General features: G+C 56.9%; 16 protein-coding genes. 6 read left to right on the forward strand and 10 right to left on the reverse strand.

Annotation, left to right across the window (positions count from 1 at the left end):
* The first annotated feature begins 160 nt into the window (after nt 1-160).
* Nucleotides 161-376 (forward strand): colicin E1 family microcin immunity protein, encoded by a 216-nt coding sequence (locus FOC67_RS29885; RefSeq protein WP_372242499.1) that lies wholly within the window; start codon nt 161-163, stop codon nt 374-376.
* Between the two features lie 24 nt (nt 377-400).
* On the opposite strand, the gene pyoS5 is transcribed toward FOC67_RS29885, so the two are convergent.
* Nucleotides 401-1,594, reverse strand: a complete 1,194-nt coding sequence (pyoS5, locus tag FOC67_RS29890) for a pyocin S5 (protein ID WP_108913459.1) — start codon at nt 1,592-1,594, stop codon at nt 401-403.
* Between the two features lie 1,167 nt (nt 1,595-2,761).
* Between pyoS5 and FOC67_RS02200 the strand changes: the two genes are divergently transcribed.
* Nucleotides 2,762-3,631 (forward strand): hypothetical protein, encoded by an 870-nt coding sequence (locus FOC67_RS02200; RefSeq protein ID WP_009315838.1) that lies wholly within the window; start codon nt 2,762-2,764, stop codon nt 3,629-3,631.
* Here the strand turns inward: FOC67_RS02200 and FOC67_RS02205 are convergent.
* The 5 genes from FOC67_RS02205 to topA all read right to left on the reverse strand — a co-directional run bounded on the left by FOC67_RS02205 (nt 3,617) and on the right by topA (nt 10,916).
* Nucleotides 3,617-3,943 (reverse strand): hypothetical protein, encoded by a 327-nt coding sequence (locus FOC67_RS02205; RefSeq protein ID WP_009315840.1) that lies wholly within the window; start codon nt 3,941-3,943, stop codon nt 3,617-3,619. The two genes, FOC67_RS02200 and FOC67_RS02205, sit on opposite strands and share 15 nt — an antisense overlap.
* Before the next feature lie 109 nt (nt 3,944-4,052).
* Nucleotides 4,053-6,029 carry a DEAD/DEAH box helicase gene (locus tag FOC67_RS02210; protein WP_009315842.1) on the reverse strand — a complete coding sequence of 659 codons (1,977 nt, stop codon included), beginning with the start codon at nt 6,027-6,029 and terminating at the stop codon, nt 4,053-4,055.
* Nucleotides 6,026-7,915 carry a hypothetical protein gene (locus tag FOC67_RS02215; RefSeq protein WP_009315844.1) on the reverse strand — a complete coding sequence of 630 codons (1,890 nt, stop codon included), beginning with the start codon at nt 7,913-7,915 and terminating at the stop codon, nt 6,026-6,028. Before FOC67_RS02215 ends, FOC67_RS02210 begins: the two co-directional genes overlap by 4 nt.
* 321 nt (nt 7,916-8,236) lie before the next feature.
* Nucleotides 8,237-8,983, reverse strand: a complete 747-nt coding sequence (locus FOC67_RS02220; RefSeq protein ID WP_236079791.1) for a hypothetical protein — start codon at nt 8,981-8,983, stop codon at nt 8,237-8,239.
* 13 nt (nt 8,984-8,996) lie between these two features.
* Nucleotides 8,997-10,916 (reverse strand): type I DNA topoisomerase, encoded by a 1,920-nt coding sequence (topA, locus tag FOC67_RS02225; protein ID WP_031627730.1) that lies wholly within the window; start codon nt 10,914-10,916, stop codon nt 8,997-8,999.
* A 318-nt stretch (nt 10,917-11,234) separates the two neighbouring features.
* Here topA and vapB point away from each other — a divergent pair, with 318 nt between their 5' ends.
* From vapB to FOC67_RS02245, 4 genes are all read left to right on the forward strand, one after another.
* Nucleotides 11,235-11,465 carry a type II toxin-antitoxin system VapB family antitoxin gene (gene vapB, locus FOC67_RS02230; RefSeq protein ID WP_023132185.1) on the forward strand — a complete coding sequence of 77 codons (231 nt, stop codon included), beginning with the start codon at nt 11,235-11,237 and terminating at the stop codon, nt 11,463-11,465.
* Entirely contained in the window at nt 11,465-11,875 is a 411-nt protein-coding gene (vapC, locus tag FOC67_RS02235) for a tRNA(fMet)-specific endonuclease VapC (RefSeq protein ID WP_003105740.1), read from the forward strand. Before vapB ends, vapC begins: the two co-directional genes overlap by 1 nt.
* A gap of 21 nt (nt 11,876-11,896) precedes the next feature.
* Nucleotides 11,897-12,157, forward strand: a complete 261-nt coding sequence (locus FOC67_RS02240) for a hypothetical protein (RefSeq protein WP_003105742.1) — start codon at nt 11,897-11,899, stop codon at nt 12,155-12,157.
* Nucleotides 12,158-12,356: 199 nt separating this feature from the next.
* Entirely contained in the window at nt 12,357-12,575 is a 219-nt protein-coding gene (locus FOC67_RS02245) for a hypothetical protein (protein ID WP_003105747.1), read from the forward strand.
* 65 nt (nt 12,576-12,640) lie between these two features.
* Here the strand turns inward: FOC67_RS02245 and crpP are convergent, their stop codons facing one another.
* The 4 genes from crpP to FOC67_RS02265 form a co-directional block, all read right to left on the reverse strand.
* Nucleotides 12,641-12,838, reverse strand: coding sequence for an ICE-associated protein CrpP (gene crpP / locus FOC67_RS02250; protein WP_003109353.1), 198 nt, complete (start codon nt 12,836-12,838; stop codon nt 12,641-12,643).
* 133 nt (nt 12,839-12,971) lie between these two features.
* Entirely contained in the window at nt 12,972-13,460 is a 489-nt protein-coding gene (locus FOC67_RS02255; RefSeq protein ID WP_003105748.1) for a single-stranded DNA-binding protein, read from the reverse strand.
* Nucleotides 13,461-13,489: 29 nt separating this feature from the next.
* Complete coding sequence (locus tag FOC67_RS02260) at nt 13,490-14,320, reverse strand: phage regulatory protein (protein WP_009315858.1); 831 nt, start codon at nt 14,318-14,320, stop codon at nt 13,490-13,492.
* A 47-nt stretch (nt 14,321-14,367) separates the two neighbouring features.
* Nucleotides 14,368-14,913 carry a DUF3158 family protein gene (locus tag FOC67_RS02265; protein ID WP_009315860.1) on the reverse strand — a complete coding sequence of 182 codons (546 nt, stop codon included), beginning with the start codon at nt 14,911-14,913 and terminating at the stop codon, nt 14,368-14,370.
* Nucleotide 14,914 lies beyond the last annotated feature (1 nt).

A 14,914-nucleotide genomic window follows, 5' to 3' on the forward strand; every position in this document is an offset into this window, starting at 1 on the left:
TCGTTTAGAGCGCTTTGTTGAATTCAGGTCTGACAGTACGGGGTGCTAATTGAGCTTTAAATACTACTGGGCTAAGTTTTTCTGGGGAGCTTTTTTCTTTGCTTTAGTGGCTTGGAAAGGCTCCGTTTTTCCCAGCCTGGCATCAGTTGACCCCTTGGTAGTGGCTGGATTCAGTACTATCCTGTTTCCTTTCTCGGTAAGGCTTGTTGAAGACTTCGCTTTAAAATATACGGAAAGGGAGTTCTGGGTCACGGGCTTTTTCTCCGAAACCCCTGCCAAAACAGGTCTGTATGCAGTCTTTTATTTGTCTTGTTATTTGTTTTCAATCCCCTTGGGGATGATTTTTTTATTCTATAAATACGGAAAGGCCTCGTAGGATTTAACGAGGCCTGGCTTGGTTTTAAATGGACATTACAAGGTTGTTTGCTTTTTCTAGAAGGCCTTCGTCAATCATCGCCCCGGTAACTGCCATTACCAGTGCGAACCCCAGAATGCCTATAGGAGTGGCTGTTGCCGTGGCAAATGCAATACCCACAAGCCAACTGGCGGCCGCACCAGCAGCTAGTGTTTCAACTTTTACAAAGAGTGGTTTCCAGTCCCCGGTTTCCGTAGATCTCTTGAACTCTTGGTACAGACTGGCGGCGTCAATAGCTTTGCCTACAACTCCAAAGCCTTTGCTAAATTTCTCAAGGCTCTTCGCCATCATCTGCTTGTCTAGAGAGTCAAAGGCTTTGGCAATGGCTTGCCTATCTTTAAGGCTAAGTTTTTTATCTAACGCATCTTTGTGCTTTTCAAACGACTTGATTGCTTCCGCCGAACTCCTGATATTTTTCCCCCTGGCGCCTTCGGCCAGTTGGCGCGCCATCTCCGATGTTCGTGCGCCAAATTTCTCAGTTACTACCTTATAAAAGTCGGCAGTAAATTTAACAGCATCTTGCAACGCTTGTTCCTCGGCCGCCTTGCGTTCTGCTTCTGTCCTGCGTCGTGTCGTTTCGGCGTTCAGCTTATCTAAGCGGGCTTGTAGACTGGCTAACTCATCCACAAGTAGCTCACCATTGTAGATGGCTTTCTGCTTTTCTAGAGGGGTTGGGGCATTCTTGATAAGAGTATTGTTTGTGGTCTGCAGCTGCTTTTTATCAGCAATTGCTTGCGTAACCAGTCTTGTGGCACGTTCAAGCCATTGTTCTGGCGTTGGGCTGACCAATGGAGGCAAAGCACTTCCCGCTTGATCAAGCTCGGATTGTACTTTCATCTCGAGATTCGCCTTTCGGGTTCTATAGTCCCGCTCCAATTGAGAGAGGTCCTCTTTTTCCTTTAGCGCTTTTTGCTTGTTGAGCTCCTGTCTTAGCACGTTTACCGCTTCAGAGAGTGAGTCTTGTTTGTAGTAGGCAACCGCCCGCTCCAGTTCATCTCTAACAAGCTGCTGAAAAGGGTACCTCTTTCTTTCTTCCCAAGAGTTCTTCTCCCAGATCTTGACCCAGGCCTCATAGATGGAGAGGCTTGACTGCTTTTCGTAGTCAATGAATGGGCCTTTGGTAAAGGTCTTTTTGTATCCTTCAAGATCAGATTCCATCTTGTGCAGGACAGCCGACATGACATCGACTCGCTCTTGCCTTGTGGCTTCCCTTTTTCCTTGAGTGATCTGCTTTAGCAAGCCATCGACTTGGTCAGATACTTTCTTGTTGATCTCTTTCTTTTCCTTTGTTCCTTGTTCAACAATAGATCGGACTGGATAATGAATGTTTTTCTGTAGATATATATCCCTTTGAATCAAGTCACCAAACATATTCCCGGCAACGGCCGCGCTATCGATTGGGGGAACCTCGTATGCGTATTGATCGTCTGGACCTTGTGCGACAATAACCATGGAACCAGGTAGTTCGTTGTCATTGGACATTTAGACTTCTCCATTGGTGAGTGTGGTACAGAAACAGTGCCGATTCAGCGCTGAAAATTGAACCCCAAAGCTTCAATGTGCGGGCAATGCACTCAGAAGACACGTCAATGCGCTGTAATGTAGTGGCAATAAGTACGGCTGCTTAAACTAGATATTCAGGAATGGGGTTGTCTGAGCCCACCCTGGTATTTCCTAGTGGCTATATATTTCTAATAACGAATTCATGTGCTCAAAATTCACGCTGAGTATGTGAGCCTCTCCGCAGAAAACAGCTACTTGATCCGCGACACCATTCAAGGGCCAAGATAGGGATAGCGGGCGCGGAAACAGCTATGTGCGTTCTCGATGTCCAGGTTCATGCTAAACGGGAGATTCACGTCGAGACCTACGCCATCAAAACGTGCTCACCATCAGGCTGGGGGCTCATCAGGTCTAGCAACAGCACCCAGGGTGCACTGGGGTTACTTCTTCGGACGTACACCGTACGGGTACAGATTTAGAGAGAGCAGGTCTGGATTGCGGCTGCTGTCGAAGGTGGGCCAGGCCGGCTCAGCCTTGTGGATCGTGCAGCTGGCGAGCAGCAGGCACAGCGTGAGAGTGGTCAACTGCCTGGTCATTGAGGCCCCCTTTGATGATGGGGCACACAGTGGCATTCGCCATGCCTCAGCAGGAAATACTCGGCGAAAGGCCAGGGTATTTTCATCTACGTGGCTGTGACGCTCACGGTCGTTGGTCAACGAGACACTAAGGTATGTGAAGGAGCGTCTTTGCAAGGGTCATTGAGGCATACTGCGTGATGTTGTTGCAGCCTTGTTTGAAACTGGCGTCATTGGTTTTACTGTCCAATTTTGAAGTGAGACTCGGATGAACGTATTTGCACTTATTAATAATCCTGGTGAGCCTATTCCCCTGACCGAGGATGAGTATTACAGGCGAACAAATAGAAAGGAGCCGTATGTTCAAAGTGTGAATGGGGTTTTGAGATCCTATGCGATCTGTCCCTCGTGCAAGAATCCAACAGTTATGGTGAATAGGACTGCAACTGAGACGCGCAGCGGTAGCTTCTATGCTAAACACTACAAAGGAAATGTTCGTGGTGTTGCTAACTATGATGAGGGAGAATATCTAAACTGCGATCTTACCAATTCATCGAATATGGACGATAGGGTTCGGCGCCCTCCCTCTCAGAGGAGGAAAATTGATGAGGTAAAGCAGGCGCTAGTGATGGCGTTTGATCTGGTCGTCTCATTTATTGAAACTGATGTAGGGGTCAGGTTCGTAGACCGTGTTTTGGAGGATATGCTTGACGATTTTGCCAAAAATAAGGGATACGAGTATAAGGCGATTAATCTTTACAACCTGCCCTATGCGTTCGCGTACATGACAGAGTCCAAGGATATATTTGGTTGCTCGGTCAGTGATGAGGTTGCAGAGAAGATAAATGCTCTTTCCGAAGGTTTTGAGGCCAAGCGTTACGGGCGATTTATCTATGTCCGAAGGAAAGGTGGCAGCCGCTCCAAGATACGGCTGCTATTCTTCGGTCACGCGGAGTCGATGAGAGATGGTGGTACAGAGTCCATTACTGTGCGGATTGTAGAGATCCCTCCGGGAGAGTCAGTCGATACAGCTAAATTCTTATATGAGAAAAAGATAATTCTCGATGGTGCGAAATTTTACAACTACTATATGAAGCGAAAGCGGCGTGTGGACATGGCTCACTCAAGAGTGGGGTAGGAGTACTTCCTTGATTTTTGAGTTCATCACTGCCTCTATCTCGTCGAGGGTGAATGGGTGCCGTGTAACTCCATCCTCGACGAGTTCTATGTATAACGCCGGTACCGTAGGCTCCCGGTGAAGATAATATAAGGCGACCGTGGTCACCATTTCGCAAATTTTATCTGGGTCGGTTAGCGCTTCCCTAATATTCGCTAGCAGCTTAGGAGAGGCGGCTTGGGTTAGTTCGTAGAGTATGTCTATTTTTAGTAGCGCCTGCAGAATCATATTTCGTCGGTAGTCGATAGTTGGAGAGGGTTGCTCGAATCTCATTTCAGCGGGCTCCTGCTGGATAGTCGTTACGCTGAAGCTTGCTTCCTGTTGGGGCGAGGGTCAGCAAGAAATACTCGGTTGGTGGGTATATCTTTTTATCCTGCGGCACTTAGCCCTCGGCTAGGCTTGCCGCCAGCCGCGCGCGATTGCCGTCAACCTGCTCTGGCTCGATGAGGTCCTGGGCTACCTGGCGTTTCGCGTTGAGCAGCTGCCACAACTGCTCGTCGATCGTGCCCTCAACCAGTGGGATCTTCACCACCACCATGCGGAGCTGGCCGTTGCGGTACGCGCGGTCCTCGGCTTGTTCCTGCTGACCGGGAGTCCAGGGCAGACCGAGGAAAAACACGTAGTTCGCCGCAGTGAGGTTGTTGCCCGTCCCGGCGGCCGCCGTTGTGCAGATGAACACCCGGCAGTCGGGATCCTGCTGGAAGCGATCGATCGCTTTCTGCCGCTTGGTGAGCGAGTCATTGCCCACCAGCGTGACGCAGCCATGCCCGGCCTGCTCGCAGAGTTCCTTCAGCGCAGCCACGGTCGGCTTGAACTCGCAGAACAGGATCACCTTGTCCTCGGCGTCGAGCTCGCTCAACAGGTCCATCGCCACGCGTACCTTCACCGTTTCCAGGTAACGCCGCAGCGCGCCGAGTCGCGCGAAGACCGGTCGGTCCTCGAGGCGCAGCACGTCGTACTGCTTCCGTTCCTCGGGGGATAAGGCCACCGTCAGCAACTGCCGCTGCTTGCCCTTGAGGCTGGGCAGCACATCTTTGCGCCTGCGCAGCATCCAATCGCCCAGCTCCGCCCGCAGGCTCTGGCGGAATTCCGGGTTGCCGGCGAAACGGTCGCAGAACTCTTTCAGCGGCAGTTGGCCGATGGGGTGGCCTGAGAGGCGAAGCAGGGTGTGCAGCTCGGTTTCACGGTTGAGCACCGGCGTGCCGGTAAGCAGGTAGCGGTTCGGCACTTGGGCGGCAATGTCGAAACCGTGCCGCGTGCATTGCGCCGTCGGTTCCTTCATCCGCTGCGCCTCGTCGATGACCATCACGGCGAAGCGTGAAGCGTTGGCGACGAAGGGGCTCAACTGCTCGTAGTTGACCAGGATCCACTGCGCCTCTGGGTTGTCCTGCTGGATGGCCACGGTGGCCGAGGGATAGACATGCTGGATTTCGCGCTGCCAGTTGATCAACAGGGTGGCCAGGGTGATGACCAGAATTGGCCTGCCCGCCGCGCGGATCGAAGCGGCGATGACCGCCTGGCGGGTCTTGCCCAACCCCATGTCGTCGGCCAACAGGGCGCTGGTTCTCTGCAGCAGGTGAGCGATGCCGGCAGGCTGGTGGGCCAGTAGCGAGTAGCCCTGAAGCGCCGCCTCGATATCAGCCGAGCTGTACTCGGTGCGCTCGATCTCTGGCACCGCGGCGAGGTAGATGTCACAAGCTGACTCGTCCTCCAGGGATGGCGCTGCCGGTTCCTGCTGTGGACCGCCGATGCTCATGCTGGGCAGCTCGGTCGCCGGCGCGAAGCTACCGTCGCTGAGCAGCTCCTGGACGGTATCCAGGATCTCGAATTGTTCCTCGGCGAGGCCAAGCTCCAGGATCAGGTTGCTGCGGAGCAGCTCAGTTGTGGCGTCGATGCGCCAGGAGCTCGATGGGCGCAGGAACACCCCGCGCATCCGCCGAGCCACCGCCACCACACCGGGATGGAACTCGCCTGACAGCAAGACGCCGCCCTCGGCCAGCGGCGCGATGCGCAGCAGCAAACCCCAGGTGAAGGCCTGTCGGTCAAGCGAGGCCTGTGCAGATTCGACCATGCCGCTGAAGTCCCGCCAGGACTGTGAGTGGAGGCCTCCAACGAGCTCGGCGAGTCGGTTGTACAGCGAGTCCAGCTCGGGCAGCAACTTGCCCTTGGGGACCCGCCAGTAGCGGTGCAACGGATGCTCCCGGGCGCTGATGAAGAAGCCGGACAGTTCCAGCAGCGCGCGGTTGCTGCCTGCGATGTAGGGGATCTTCAAGCCGAAGTCGTAGCCGTCGAAGATAGCCCGCTGCAGAAGCGTCGAAGGTGTCGCGGAGGTACGGTTGACCAGACGTGGACGGCTCATCGGTTTTCCAACCGAGTGAGCAGCCACTTCGCCGTGGCTTCGGCGAGGCCCGCCTTCCAGCGACCATCGGCGAAGCGCGTCATGTAGACGGTCATGTCGGGCCAGTTCAGGTTCGTCGCTATGGCTCCAGAGCGAATCCGTTCCATGAACCAGCGGTATGCCTGGCCGGCAGGAGAGTCGGCCGGCACGGGGTCATTATCGAATTCGCGCAGTTGCACCGTGGAAAGGTGCTTGGGATTCCAGGGCCTACCTAAAGGCTCGCCATGCTCACGCCTGAGCTCCAGTTCGGCAGAGGCCAGCGGACGGCCAGCCTCACGTACTGAGAGTAGTCGGCAGTCTCCTCGGTAGGCGGCCTGGTCGTAGCTATCGATGCAATGGGACAGCGCGATATGTTCGGCATAGAGATCGGCAGGGCAGCGGAGCTCGACGATCTGCAGGCCATTGGGGCAAGCGATAAGGCCGACAGGCAGCATTCCCTCCCAGGTGGTGTACTCGTCGGTGTCGACCAGATCGGGCAGGCTGCTCTGTACTGTGGCGCGCAGTTCCCTCTGGACCTGGTGGTAGTCGTCCACCAGGTTGCCAGCCTGTCGGTAGGTACAATGACCCAGATACGCTTTCAGGGTACTGCGCGCCTGCCGAACAACCTGTGAGTTCCCCTGGTCGAGGGCGGTATAGAACTCCTTGATATCTCTCAGCCGTGCAGTGATTGCAAGCCATGCCGGATCCTGCCAATCAGACGGGCAGCCGTTGAAGAGACGGTTGTAGTCGGGCTTGGCGTTGTGAACTTGCCAAGGGATCGCATTGTAGGTGGCATAGAATGCTGTCCATTGAGCGCGAGTGATCGGCCGCCGGTTACCTAGCGATGCTGCCATAAGGAGAGCATGCCATCCCGAATATCGGCCTTCCCGTTTGCGATGGAAGAGAGCTCCTCCCGCACGGCCGGGACTGACATGACTAAGAAATCGAATCGAGGACCGTGGCGCCTGAAATAGCCAGGCGAAAAAGTTGATGACCGAAATCCCTTCGTCCGCGACCTGCCCAAGAATACGGCCCATATCGAGGTACAAGTCGCATGGCACGGCGGCGGCCTGCGGTCGTTCACTGTCAAGCAGGGAAAAAGGGCAAGGAAGGAAATGGCAGATGCTCTCGCCGTTGTCGTTGGTCGTCGTGTGAGGCCAGACTCCCTCCTCGCAATCCACCAGTAGCGGCGTCAAGATCGGCTGAGCCTTCAGCATTTGCAGCCGGCGCACTTGGTCGCCTTGAGCCAGCCAGTTGTAGAGCTGGGGCGAGAGGCACCGAACCGAGCGGAGGGCGAACAGCAGGTTTTGGTTTAGGACCTGTCTGAAGGTTCGCAAGACCGCTCCGATCTGCTTCAAGTAGAACTGGCGCCTTGGTGCGTAGTAGCGCTTGTTGCTGTGGCTCGGATACACGAGGCGACGTTGCAGTCCGAGATCGTCCCTAGCCATCTGGGTAGCTAGGTCGTGAGCTCGCTTGGTGTACGAGCTGAGTACAGCAACGGCGTCGTCGAACGTCTGGAGGCGCTGTAGCAGCTTCAAAGCCCCGGCTGTGGATGGCATGCTTGCTGGGACTCGATGTGCAGGCAAGCATTCCCACGCACCGATCAATTGACCGTCGAACACCTGGAGCAGAGGCCCTGCGCGCATGATGGCGTAACGCGCACCGTTATCCGCAGCGACGGTGATGCACCAGCACCTGGTCGTAGAGGTGCTGCGCAGGTAGTGACGGATGAACTTGGTTCGAGCTGACCCTGCGAGGGAGAAATGCGTTGCCCAGGTATTGGCAACGGCGAGCTGCCGTTCGCTGTAGCGGGCCAGGGATGGATCCTGTAGCGGCCCGCTAGGGGAGGCGTTGTCGAGTGGTGCCACGCGCGTGCTCCTGTGTAAGCGAGCAACACTGTGGCCTGTAGAGGTACTGCGGATCGACCGAAAATATTCGGCTCAAGCGGGCTGTATTTCTGGGCCTCACCAGACTTGAGACATTAGGTAGATGCTAAGGGTTATTACCAATAGCAGTAGGCCGACAATACCGAAAATTATAGCTTTCATGGCTACTGTCTTATAGGAGACCCCCGACAGGGCTGGGTGCGGGGAACAGACCTGTCGGGGGGGGGGAACACGTCGGGGGATAAGCGGCGTGTATCATTGAGTGTATCTGGCTGGAGTGGCGGCGCAAGGTCGATCAACTGATCAGCCCGAAATAAGCAGTTTCAGCCGAGCTTTCCAACCTTGTGATTGTCCCTCAAAGGGCTTTCCACGCAGGAGGTCGATGAGTTGCTCCCGCGCCTGGGCTTCGTTCAGCGACCTTTCCTGCTGAGTCTTGAGGTTCCGCCAGTTCAGGGTGGTCTGGTAGGTATCCATCTTCCAGCCAGCAGTATCTTCCCGGCCTAACTGCACGCGCTCCGGATGAACTTGCACAGGCAGCCCTTGTAGCAGGATCTGTTGCCGGAGTTGCCCGTACAGGCGGTAGAAGGCGTCGTTGACCTGGTAGTGGTTGAGCGTCACGTCGTGGAGCTGGCTCTTCTGCTGCTCGGCCAGGAAGAATCGAGCAATACAGGTGCGGTGGTTGCCGTCGGAGCCGACGTAGAAACTCAAGCCATCGAGCGTGTTGTAGTGGATCGCGGGCCTGCGCTCCGTTGGCTGCAGGTAGTAGCTCGGGTTGTCCAGCAAGGCCTGGAGGTTTCGCTGCATTCGCTTGCCGCCAGTGAGGAAGTCGATCCAGGACCTTCCCCGGTGGTCTTTGCGGTCGGTACCCACGACGCGGAACACATTGATCGATCCCGTCTCGGTCCAATAGTGGCTTTGAAGGAAGGCGTGCTTTTCCTGGGGGTAGGCTTCCTCCCACGATTGCAGTACCTCCGAGGCCCATGCTGGCGGTTGCTCGACTTGCCTGCGCACGAAGTCGAAATTGAGGTTCCTGTCGGTGCTGGTTTGCATGTTCATGTATTACCTATAGCCCGCGCGGTTTGTCGAAGTCAGGTTGGCCGTCCTTGGTGGGGTAGCTGACCTTGCAGCCGGTGCTGCGGTAGCCGCTGCAACCCCAGAAGTCGAAGCCGCCCTTGCCGGCTTTCTTGCGGTGGACCAGGGGCAGACCGCACTTGCCGCAGAGGAAGTCACTGGCCGGCGCCGTAGGAGCGCTGGCGGTAGAGCTTGCTCGCGGGTCGCCCTGTGCGCTGGGGTGTGCGCGCAGCGTCTGCAGCTCTGACTGCAGGAGCTGGTAGAACTGCTGGACCACGTTCATGTAGGTGTCCTCGCTGTTGGCGATCCGGTCCAGGGCGACCTCAAGGTTGCGGGTGAAGTCGAGGCTGAGGAAGCTGAAGTTGTGCTCCAGGAGCGCAATGGTGGCCTCGCCCAGTTCACCGGGGATCAGGCTTCGTCCCTTCATCTGCACCTGGCCCTTGTCGATGATGTTCTTCACGATCGAGGCGTAGGAGGATGGCCGGCCAATCCCGCGGCGCTTCATCTCGCCCACCAGGCTGGCATCGGTGAAGCGTTTGGGAGGGGTGGTTTTCTTCTCCAGGACCTCGCCGCTGTAGACCTTGAGTATCTGGCCTGGCTCCAGCGCCGGGATGGGGTTTGAAGGCGTTTCGTTCCTTTGCTCCTCGGCATCATCGCCCTGCAGCAGTTTTCTCCAGCCAGGCACGTTCAACAGCTTCGCTTTGGCGCCGAAGCGCAGCGGCTTTTTGTCGGGGCCGACGCCCAGGAGGGTGATGGTTCTCACTGCGTACACGGCCGCTTCGATCTGGCTGGCAAGCGCGCGGACTCGAATGAGCTGGTACAGCGCCTGCTCATCAGCAGTCTCACCGGCGGAAGCGGCCATCCAGTCGGTAGGGGTGATGGCGGGGTGGCCTTCCTGGGCGTCTTGGTCCGCTTTGAACATCCGCTGTTGCTCTACACACTTCAGCCCCAAGGCTTTGGCGACAGCACGGATATCCGGCATCGAGTCCTTCGAGATATTGGGGTTGTCCGTTCGGTGGTAGGTGATGAGCCCCTGTTCGTACAGCCGCTGGGCGATCTTCATCGTCTTGTCGGGTGACCACTTCAGTGCATTCCCGGCGGCCATCTGGAGCGAAGAGGATATGAACGGCGCCGGAGGCGTATCGGTTTCTTCGCCATCAATGCAGGTCTCGACGATCACATTGCGTATAGCCCCTACCAGTTCTGCGAGTTGACGATCCTGGACATACGGAAATTCCTTGCTGGCAAACGTGGGCACTGGATCCCACTCCGCCTTCCAGGTGCGGCCGTCGCTGGGCGAAACGAAGGCCAGTTCCACCCCGAAGTGCTTGATTGCTGTGAAGGCGCGAATCTCCCGCTCTCGCAGGACCACCAGGTACACCGCGACGGACTGTACGCGCCCGGCGGTGGTTGGCTTGCCCATCACGCGCCGCAGCTCTGGCGTGACCAGATACCCCACCAGGCGATCGATGACGCGACGGCATTCCTGCGAGGCGACTTTCGGGAGGTCCAGGCGACGCGGCGAGCTGAGCTCGGCGCTGATGCACGACTTGGTGATTTCCTTGAAGGCAACGCGCTTGTAGTTCTTGATCCCAGCAGCCTGGAGGATGTGCCAGCCGATGCTTTCGCCTTCCCGATCCGGGTCGGATGCGACGTAGACTTCCACGGCTTTCTGCCGCAGCTCCTTCAGCCGTGCGACGGTCTTTTCCTTGCCCGAAAGGATCTGGTAGTGGGGTTTGAAATCCTGACCTACGCCGACGGTAAGCATCTGCGGATCCTGGCCGTGAACGGGTAGGTCTCTGATATGTCCGGCAGTCGCTTCGACCTGCCAGGTCACGTCGGGACGAATGGAGGGGAGAAGGGACCGCAGCTTTTTCAGCTTGCCCGGGGCTTCAATGATTACAAGGTGCATCGGCGGAGTCTCTCGGAACAGTCGGTCGAACTGTCGCTGTCAGAGAGCGGGCCAACAATGCGAAATGGACGGTGCGCTGTTGCAGTTTTCGGGAGGTGCTGTAGATCGGGATCGATCAGAAGGCGACCTGTTGTTGCTGCTCCTGGGCAACGGGCACACCTGCCTGGACTATTCCAAGACCTAGCTTGGCTTGTGTCAGGACGCCATTCGGCGGGCCTTCGAGGTCGCGTTATAAAGCCATTGTCGTATATCCCATTGACATATCCCGAGAGGTGGATACTATGGGATATACGTTTGATATATCCCGCGAGGTGTGTCATGGAACAAGGTTCTGTTTTTCAGAGCAATCGTAGCCAGGCCGTAAGACTGCCCAAGGCAGTCGCGCTTCCCGATGACGTTAAGCGTGTGGATGTGGTCGCTGTGGGGCGCGCCAGAATCATCACGCCTGCCGGCGAGTCTTGGGATAGCTGGTTCGATGGCGAGGGCGTTACCTCCGACTTTATGGCAGAGCGTGAACAGCCTGCCGATCAGGAGCGCGAGACTTTCTGATGCTCAAGTTCATGCTCGACACCAACATCTGCATCTTCACCATCAAAAACCGCCCGCAAGAGGTGCGCGAGGCGTTCCTGCGCCACCACGACCAGATGTGCATCAGCACCGTGACGCTGATGGAACTGATCTACGGCGCAGAGAAGTCCTCGAACCCCTCGCGCAATCTTGCAGACGTGGAAGGCTTCGCTGCTCGTCTGGAGGTGCTCAAGTACGACCAGGAAGCTGCCGCCCACACCGGCCAGCTCCGCGCTGAACTGGCCCGCCTCGGCAAGCAAATCGGCCCCTATGACCAGATGATTGCCGGGCACGCCCGCTCTCAGGGCCTGATCGTGGTCACCAATAACCGCCGCGAGTTCGACCGCGTACCCGGCTTGAGAGTTGAGGACTGGGTCGTCCCAATCGTGTAACCGAGGAAGATACGGAGCACCATGGATAAGAATTGGGAACAAGCGCTTCTTACCGTTGTAGAGCGAGAGCTTGCCCAGCTTGAATGGCTCATCAGGTCTGAACAGGCCGGCGAGGAAGAGATCGAGTGCGGAGATATTCACGCGCAGATCAGTCGGTTAGGTGGCCTGACGGATCTGGCTCAGCCTGATGGTTTGCCAATGAGCGAAACGACACACGCCAAGCTGCAGCAGCAAAATGAAGTTGCCATGAGGTTGATGCGTTCTCGACTTTCGAGCACTTAGGAAATGATGCCCGAGATCGATGGCCTGTTTTGGTACTTCGAGAACGGTGTCTCCGAGCCGCGCCCGGTGCTGCTCAACCAGGCGAGGTGGGAAAGGAAATTCAAATCATTCAACGGTGCTGAGCAGTCCTGGCTTCGTGACGGGGAGTATCTGGTTGGGCCGCAGCCCACTTCGGCTGCTCAGTAACGAGGAAACCAGCATGGCTACAAAGGATCACGAATTCACAGTAGGCAAAGGACAAACGATCTGGGCCGAGAAGTCCCACTATCCCGACTTGGTACGTTTAGTTGTTCCGAAGGATCAAGCAGTTGCCCTGGCACAGAAGATTCTCCGCGCCTATGAGTTGGCCCGTCCCGAAGACATGTACTTGGACGAGATCCCTCTCTACGGGGAGTTGGAACCCCTGGAAGACGAATAAGTAGGGCAAAGGTCCATCTGCCAGGTCTCGTCGGGAAGAACCGAGGGGAAAAGGGACCTCAGTTTTCAGAAGTCGAGCTGCTGTTGCTGCTCCTGGGCAAACCCTTTCAACCAGGACGCCCGCATCGCAGGATGACTGTAGGGGCAGTCGAACACCCGTAGCCCTTTCCGCGCGGCCTCAGCACCAATAGCCCGTACAGTCCGGTGGGGATCGTTGAAGTGTCGTCTGTCCAGCTTGTCGGTATCGGTCGCTTTCTTTGACACACGGCACCTCGTACTGGTCGAGTCATTGTGGTTGATCCAGTTGCTCGAGTGTTTTTAAGAGGCTGCGGGCGGCGAAGAGTAGTGCTTGCCACCCGCAGCTTCACGAATGGGCGGCCAAAAATTAAGCCGCCTGCTACATGGGGATGTCGTCGTCGAAGGCGCTGTCGTAGTCCTGCTGCGAGTGCGCATCCTGCTGAGCAGGTTGCGGCGGCACCTGCCGAGACTGCTGATGTTGTGTCGACTGGCCGTTGGTAGACGGCAACAGGGTGACCTCGGCCAGGCGATGCGGAAGGATGGAAATGCGCGAGGCTTCGACCTTCAGCGCCTGGACTTCTTCCCCTGACTCTTTGTCGGGCCAGCGGTCCATGATCGCCCTGCCTTCGACCTTGACGCGCATACCTTTCGCGAACAGTTCGGCGAAACGCTGGGCATCCTGATGCCACCACTCAACACTGCACCAGAAGCCGCCGCGATCCTTGTAGCCACCTTGGCCATCGGGAATCGAGTTGTCGAACATCACGTTCAGTCGCAGCAACTGCCGCGGGGGATTGTTGCCGTTCGGGAAGCTGCGGTGCTCCGGCGCCGAGCCGATGTTGCCTTCCCAGAAGACGGGGGTAGCCATGATGAATCTCCAGTCGGTTGAGTAGGGGGTTAGTGGGTGGAGCGTGGTTTGAAGGGGGAGCGAGTGGCGCGGCTGGCCACGTACCCGAGCAGTTCACGGGTTTGCCGAGACGTTGCAGCCAAGGTGTTGGCCATGTGCTCCTTGAACACTTCGCTGGCCAGCTTTTCGACGCCGCTGTCGTAGAGGGAATTGAACAGCAGCTCCGCGTCATGAGCGGAGCGCAGCAAGCCGTAGAGCAGGTCCTTGGCGATGGAAGAACCAGCCACGCTGGGCAAGGATTTGGCGGCCACACCCTCACCGATGATCTGACCCTGGAGGAAGTTCAGGGCCTGCTTGATCTGCTCGGGATTCGCCGCGTCCAAGGACTCGACGGCCAGGTAGTTGCATACGACCTGTTCTGTCCTGGGGCGTGCAGGCTCGCCGAGGGTGTGGTCGCGCTTCAGGTCGAGCGTCTTAATGGCGAACTGGAGCAGGTGGTTGTGGCTGAGGATCTCGGGTTGCTCGATGAGCACCTGTTCCATTTTGTTGAAAGCGTTGATGTAAGCGATCTTCCAGTGCATAGCCTCCTTGCCAGTGAACCCCATGCAGAGAAGGGTGAAGCCGTCGCGAGTCATGCGCACGTATGGCTCTGGCCTGTTGTTCGCTCCCGTGCGGGAGCACTCCTCAAAATTGAGGAGTGCAAAATCCTCGGGACATTCCAAGTTTTTGATATCCCGTAACACGTTGTCGTGCCTCTTCCGAAAATGCTTGGCGACGTCGAGGCTGGTCGTGGTGGGTTTGCCGCCGATGATCTCGACGCTGACCTCGGTGGAGGGCTGGGCTTTGGTGTTGGAAACGGTCTTGCTGCTGATGTTGCTCATGTTGTCTCTCCGTTGGTGATCGTTTCGTCGAAGGTAGAGCGGTACAGCTACATGCCCACGGAACCAGGGCGGGTCTGACCCTGCTGCAGTCGGCCCATGAACTCGGCCTCGGCCTGGCCCATCTTTTCCGCGCACTCGGCGGCCTGCTTGCCGATGGAGTGGATCAGGCTGATCTGCATGTTGAGGGTGATGCGCTGCAGCTCCATCTCGTAGAGGTCTTGCAGCAGGTATTCCGGGGTCCTGTCCTGGCGCAGCATTTCCACCCACACCCCGACGCCCATCCGCCGGGTTGCAATGTGCTGCCAGCGAAGAAAGGTTGTGTGGGCGGATGTGCGCTGCTCGATGAGTCGGGTGGGCAGAAGAGTGAAGGGAGGGCGACGAACCTGGGCCAGCAGTCCCTGGGCAAGTTCACGCAATCCCTGCTCCAGGGCTTCGCACTGTTCCGCCAACTGGGCCAGCTCCCTATTACCTTTAAAAGGCTTTAAAAGGCCTTTTAGTGAGGCACTGTGTTGCAGCGCCTGGAAGGCAGTTTGTTGCAGTGGGCGGAAGGCACTTTGTTGCAGAGCGCCTTGCTGGTCCTTGAGCTGCCGCATT

Source organism: Pseudomonas sp. FDAARGOS_761 (genome assembly GCF_013343155.1).
Classification (GTDB): domain Bacteria; phylum Pseudomonadota; class Gammaproteobacteria; order Pseudomonadales; family Pseudomonadaceae; genus Pseudomonas; species Pseudomonas aeruginosa.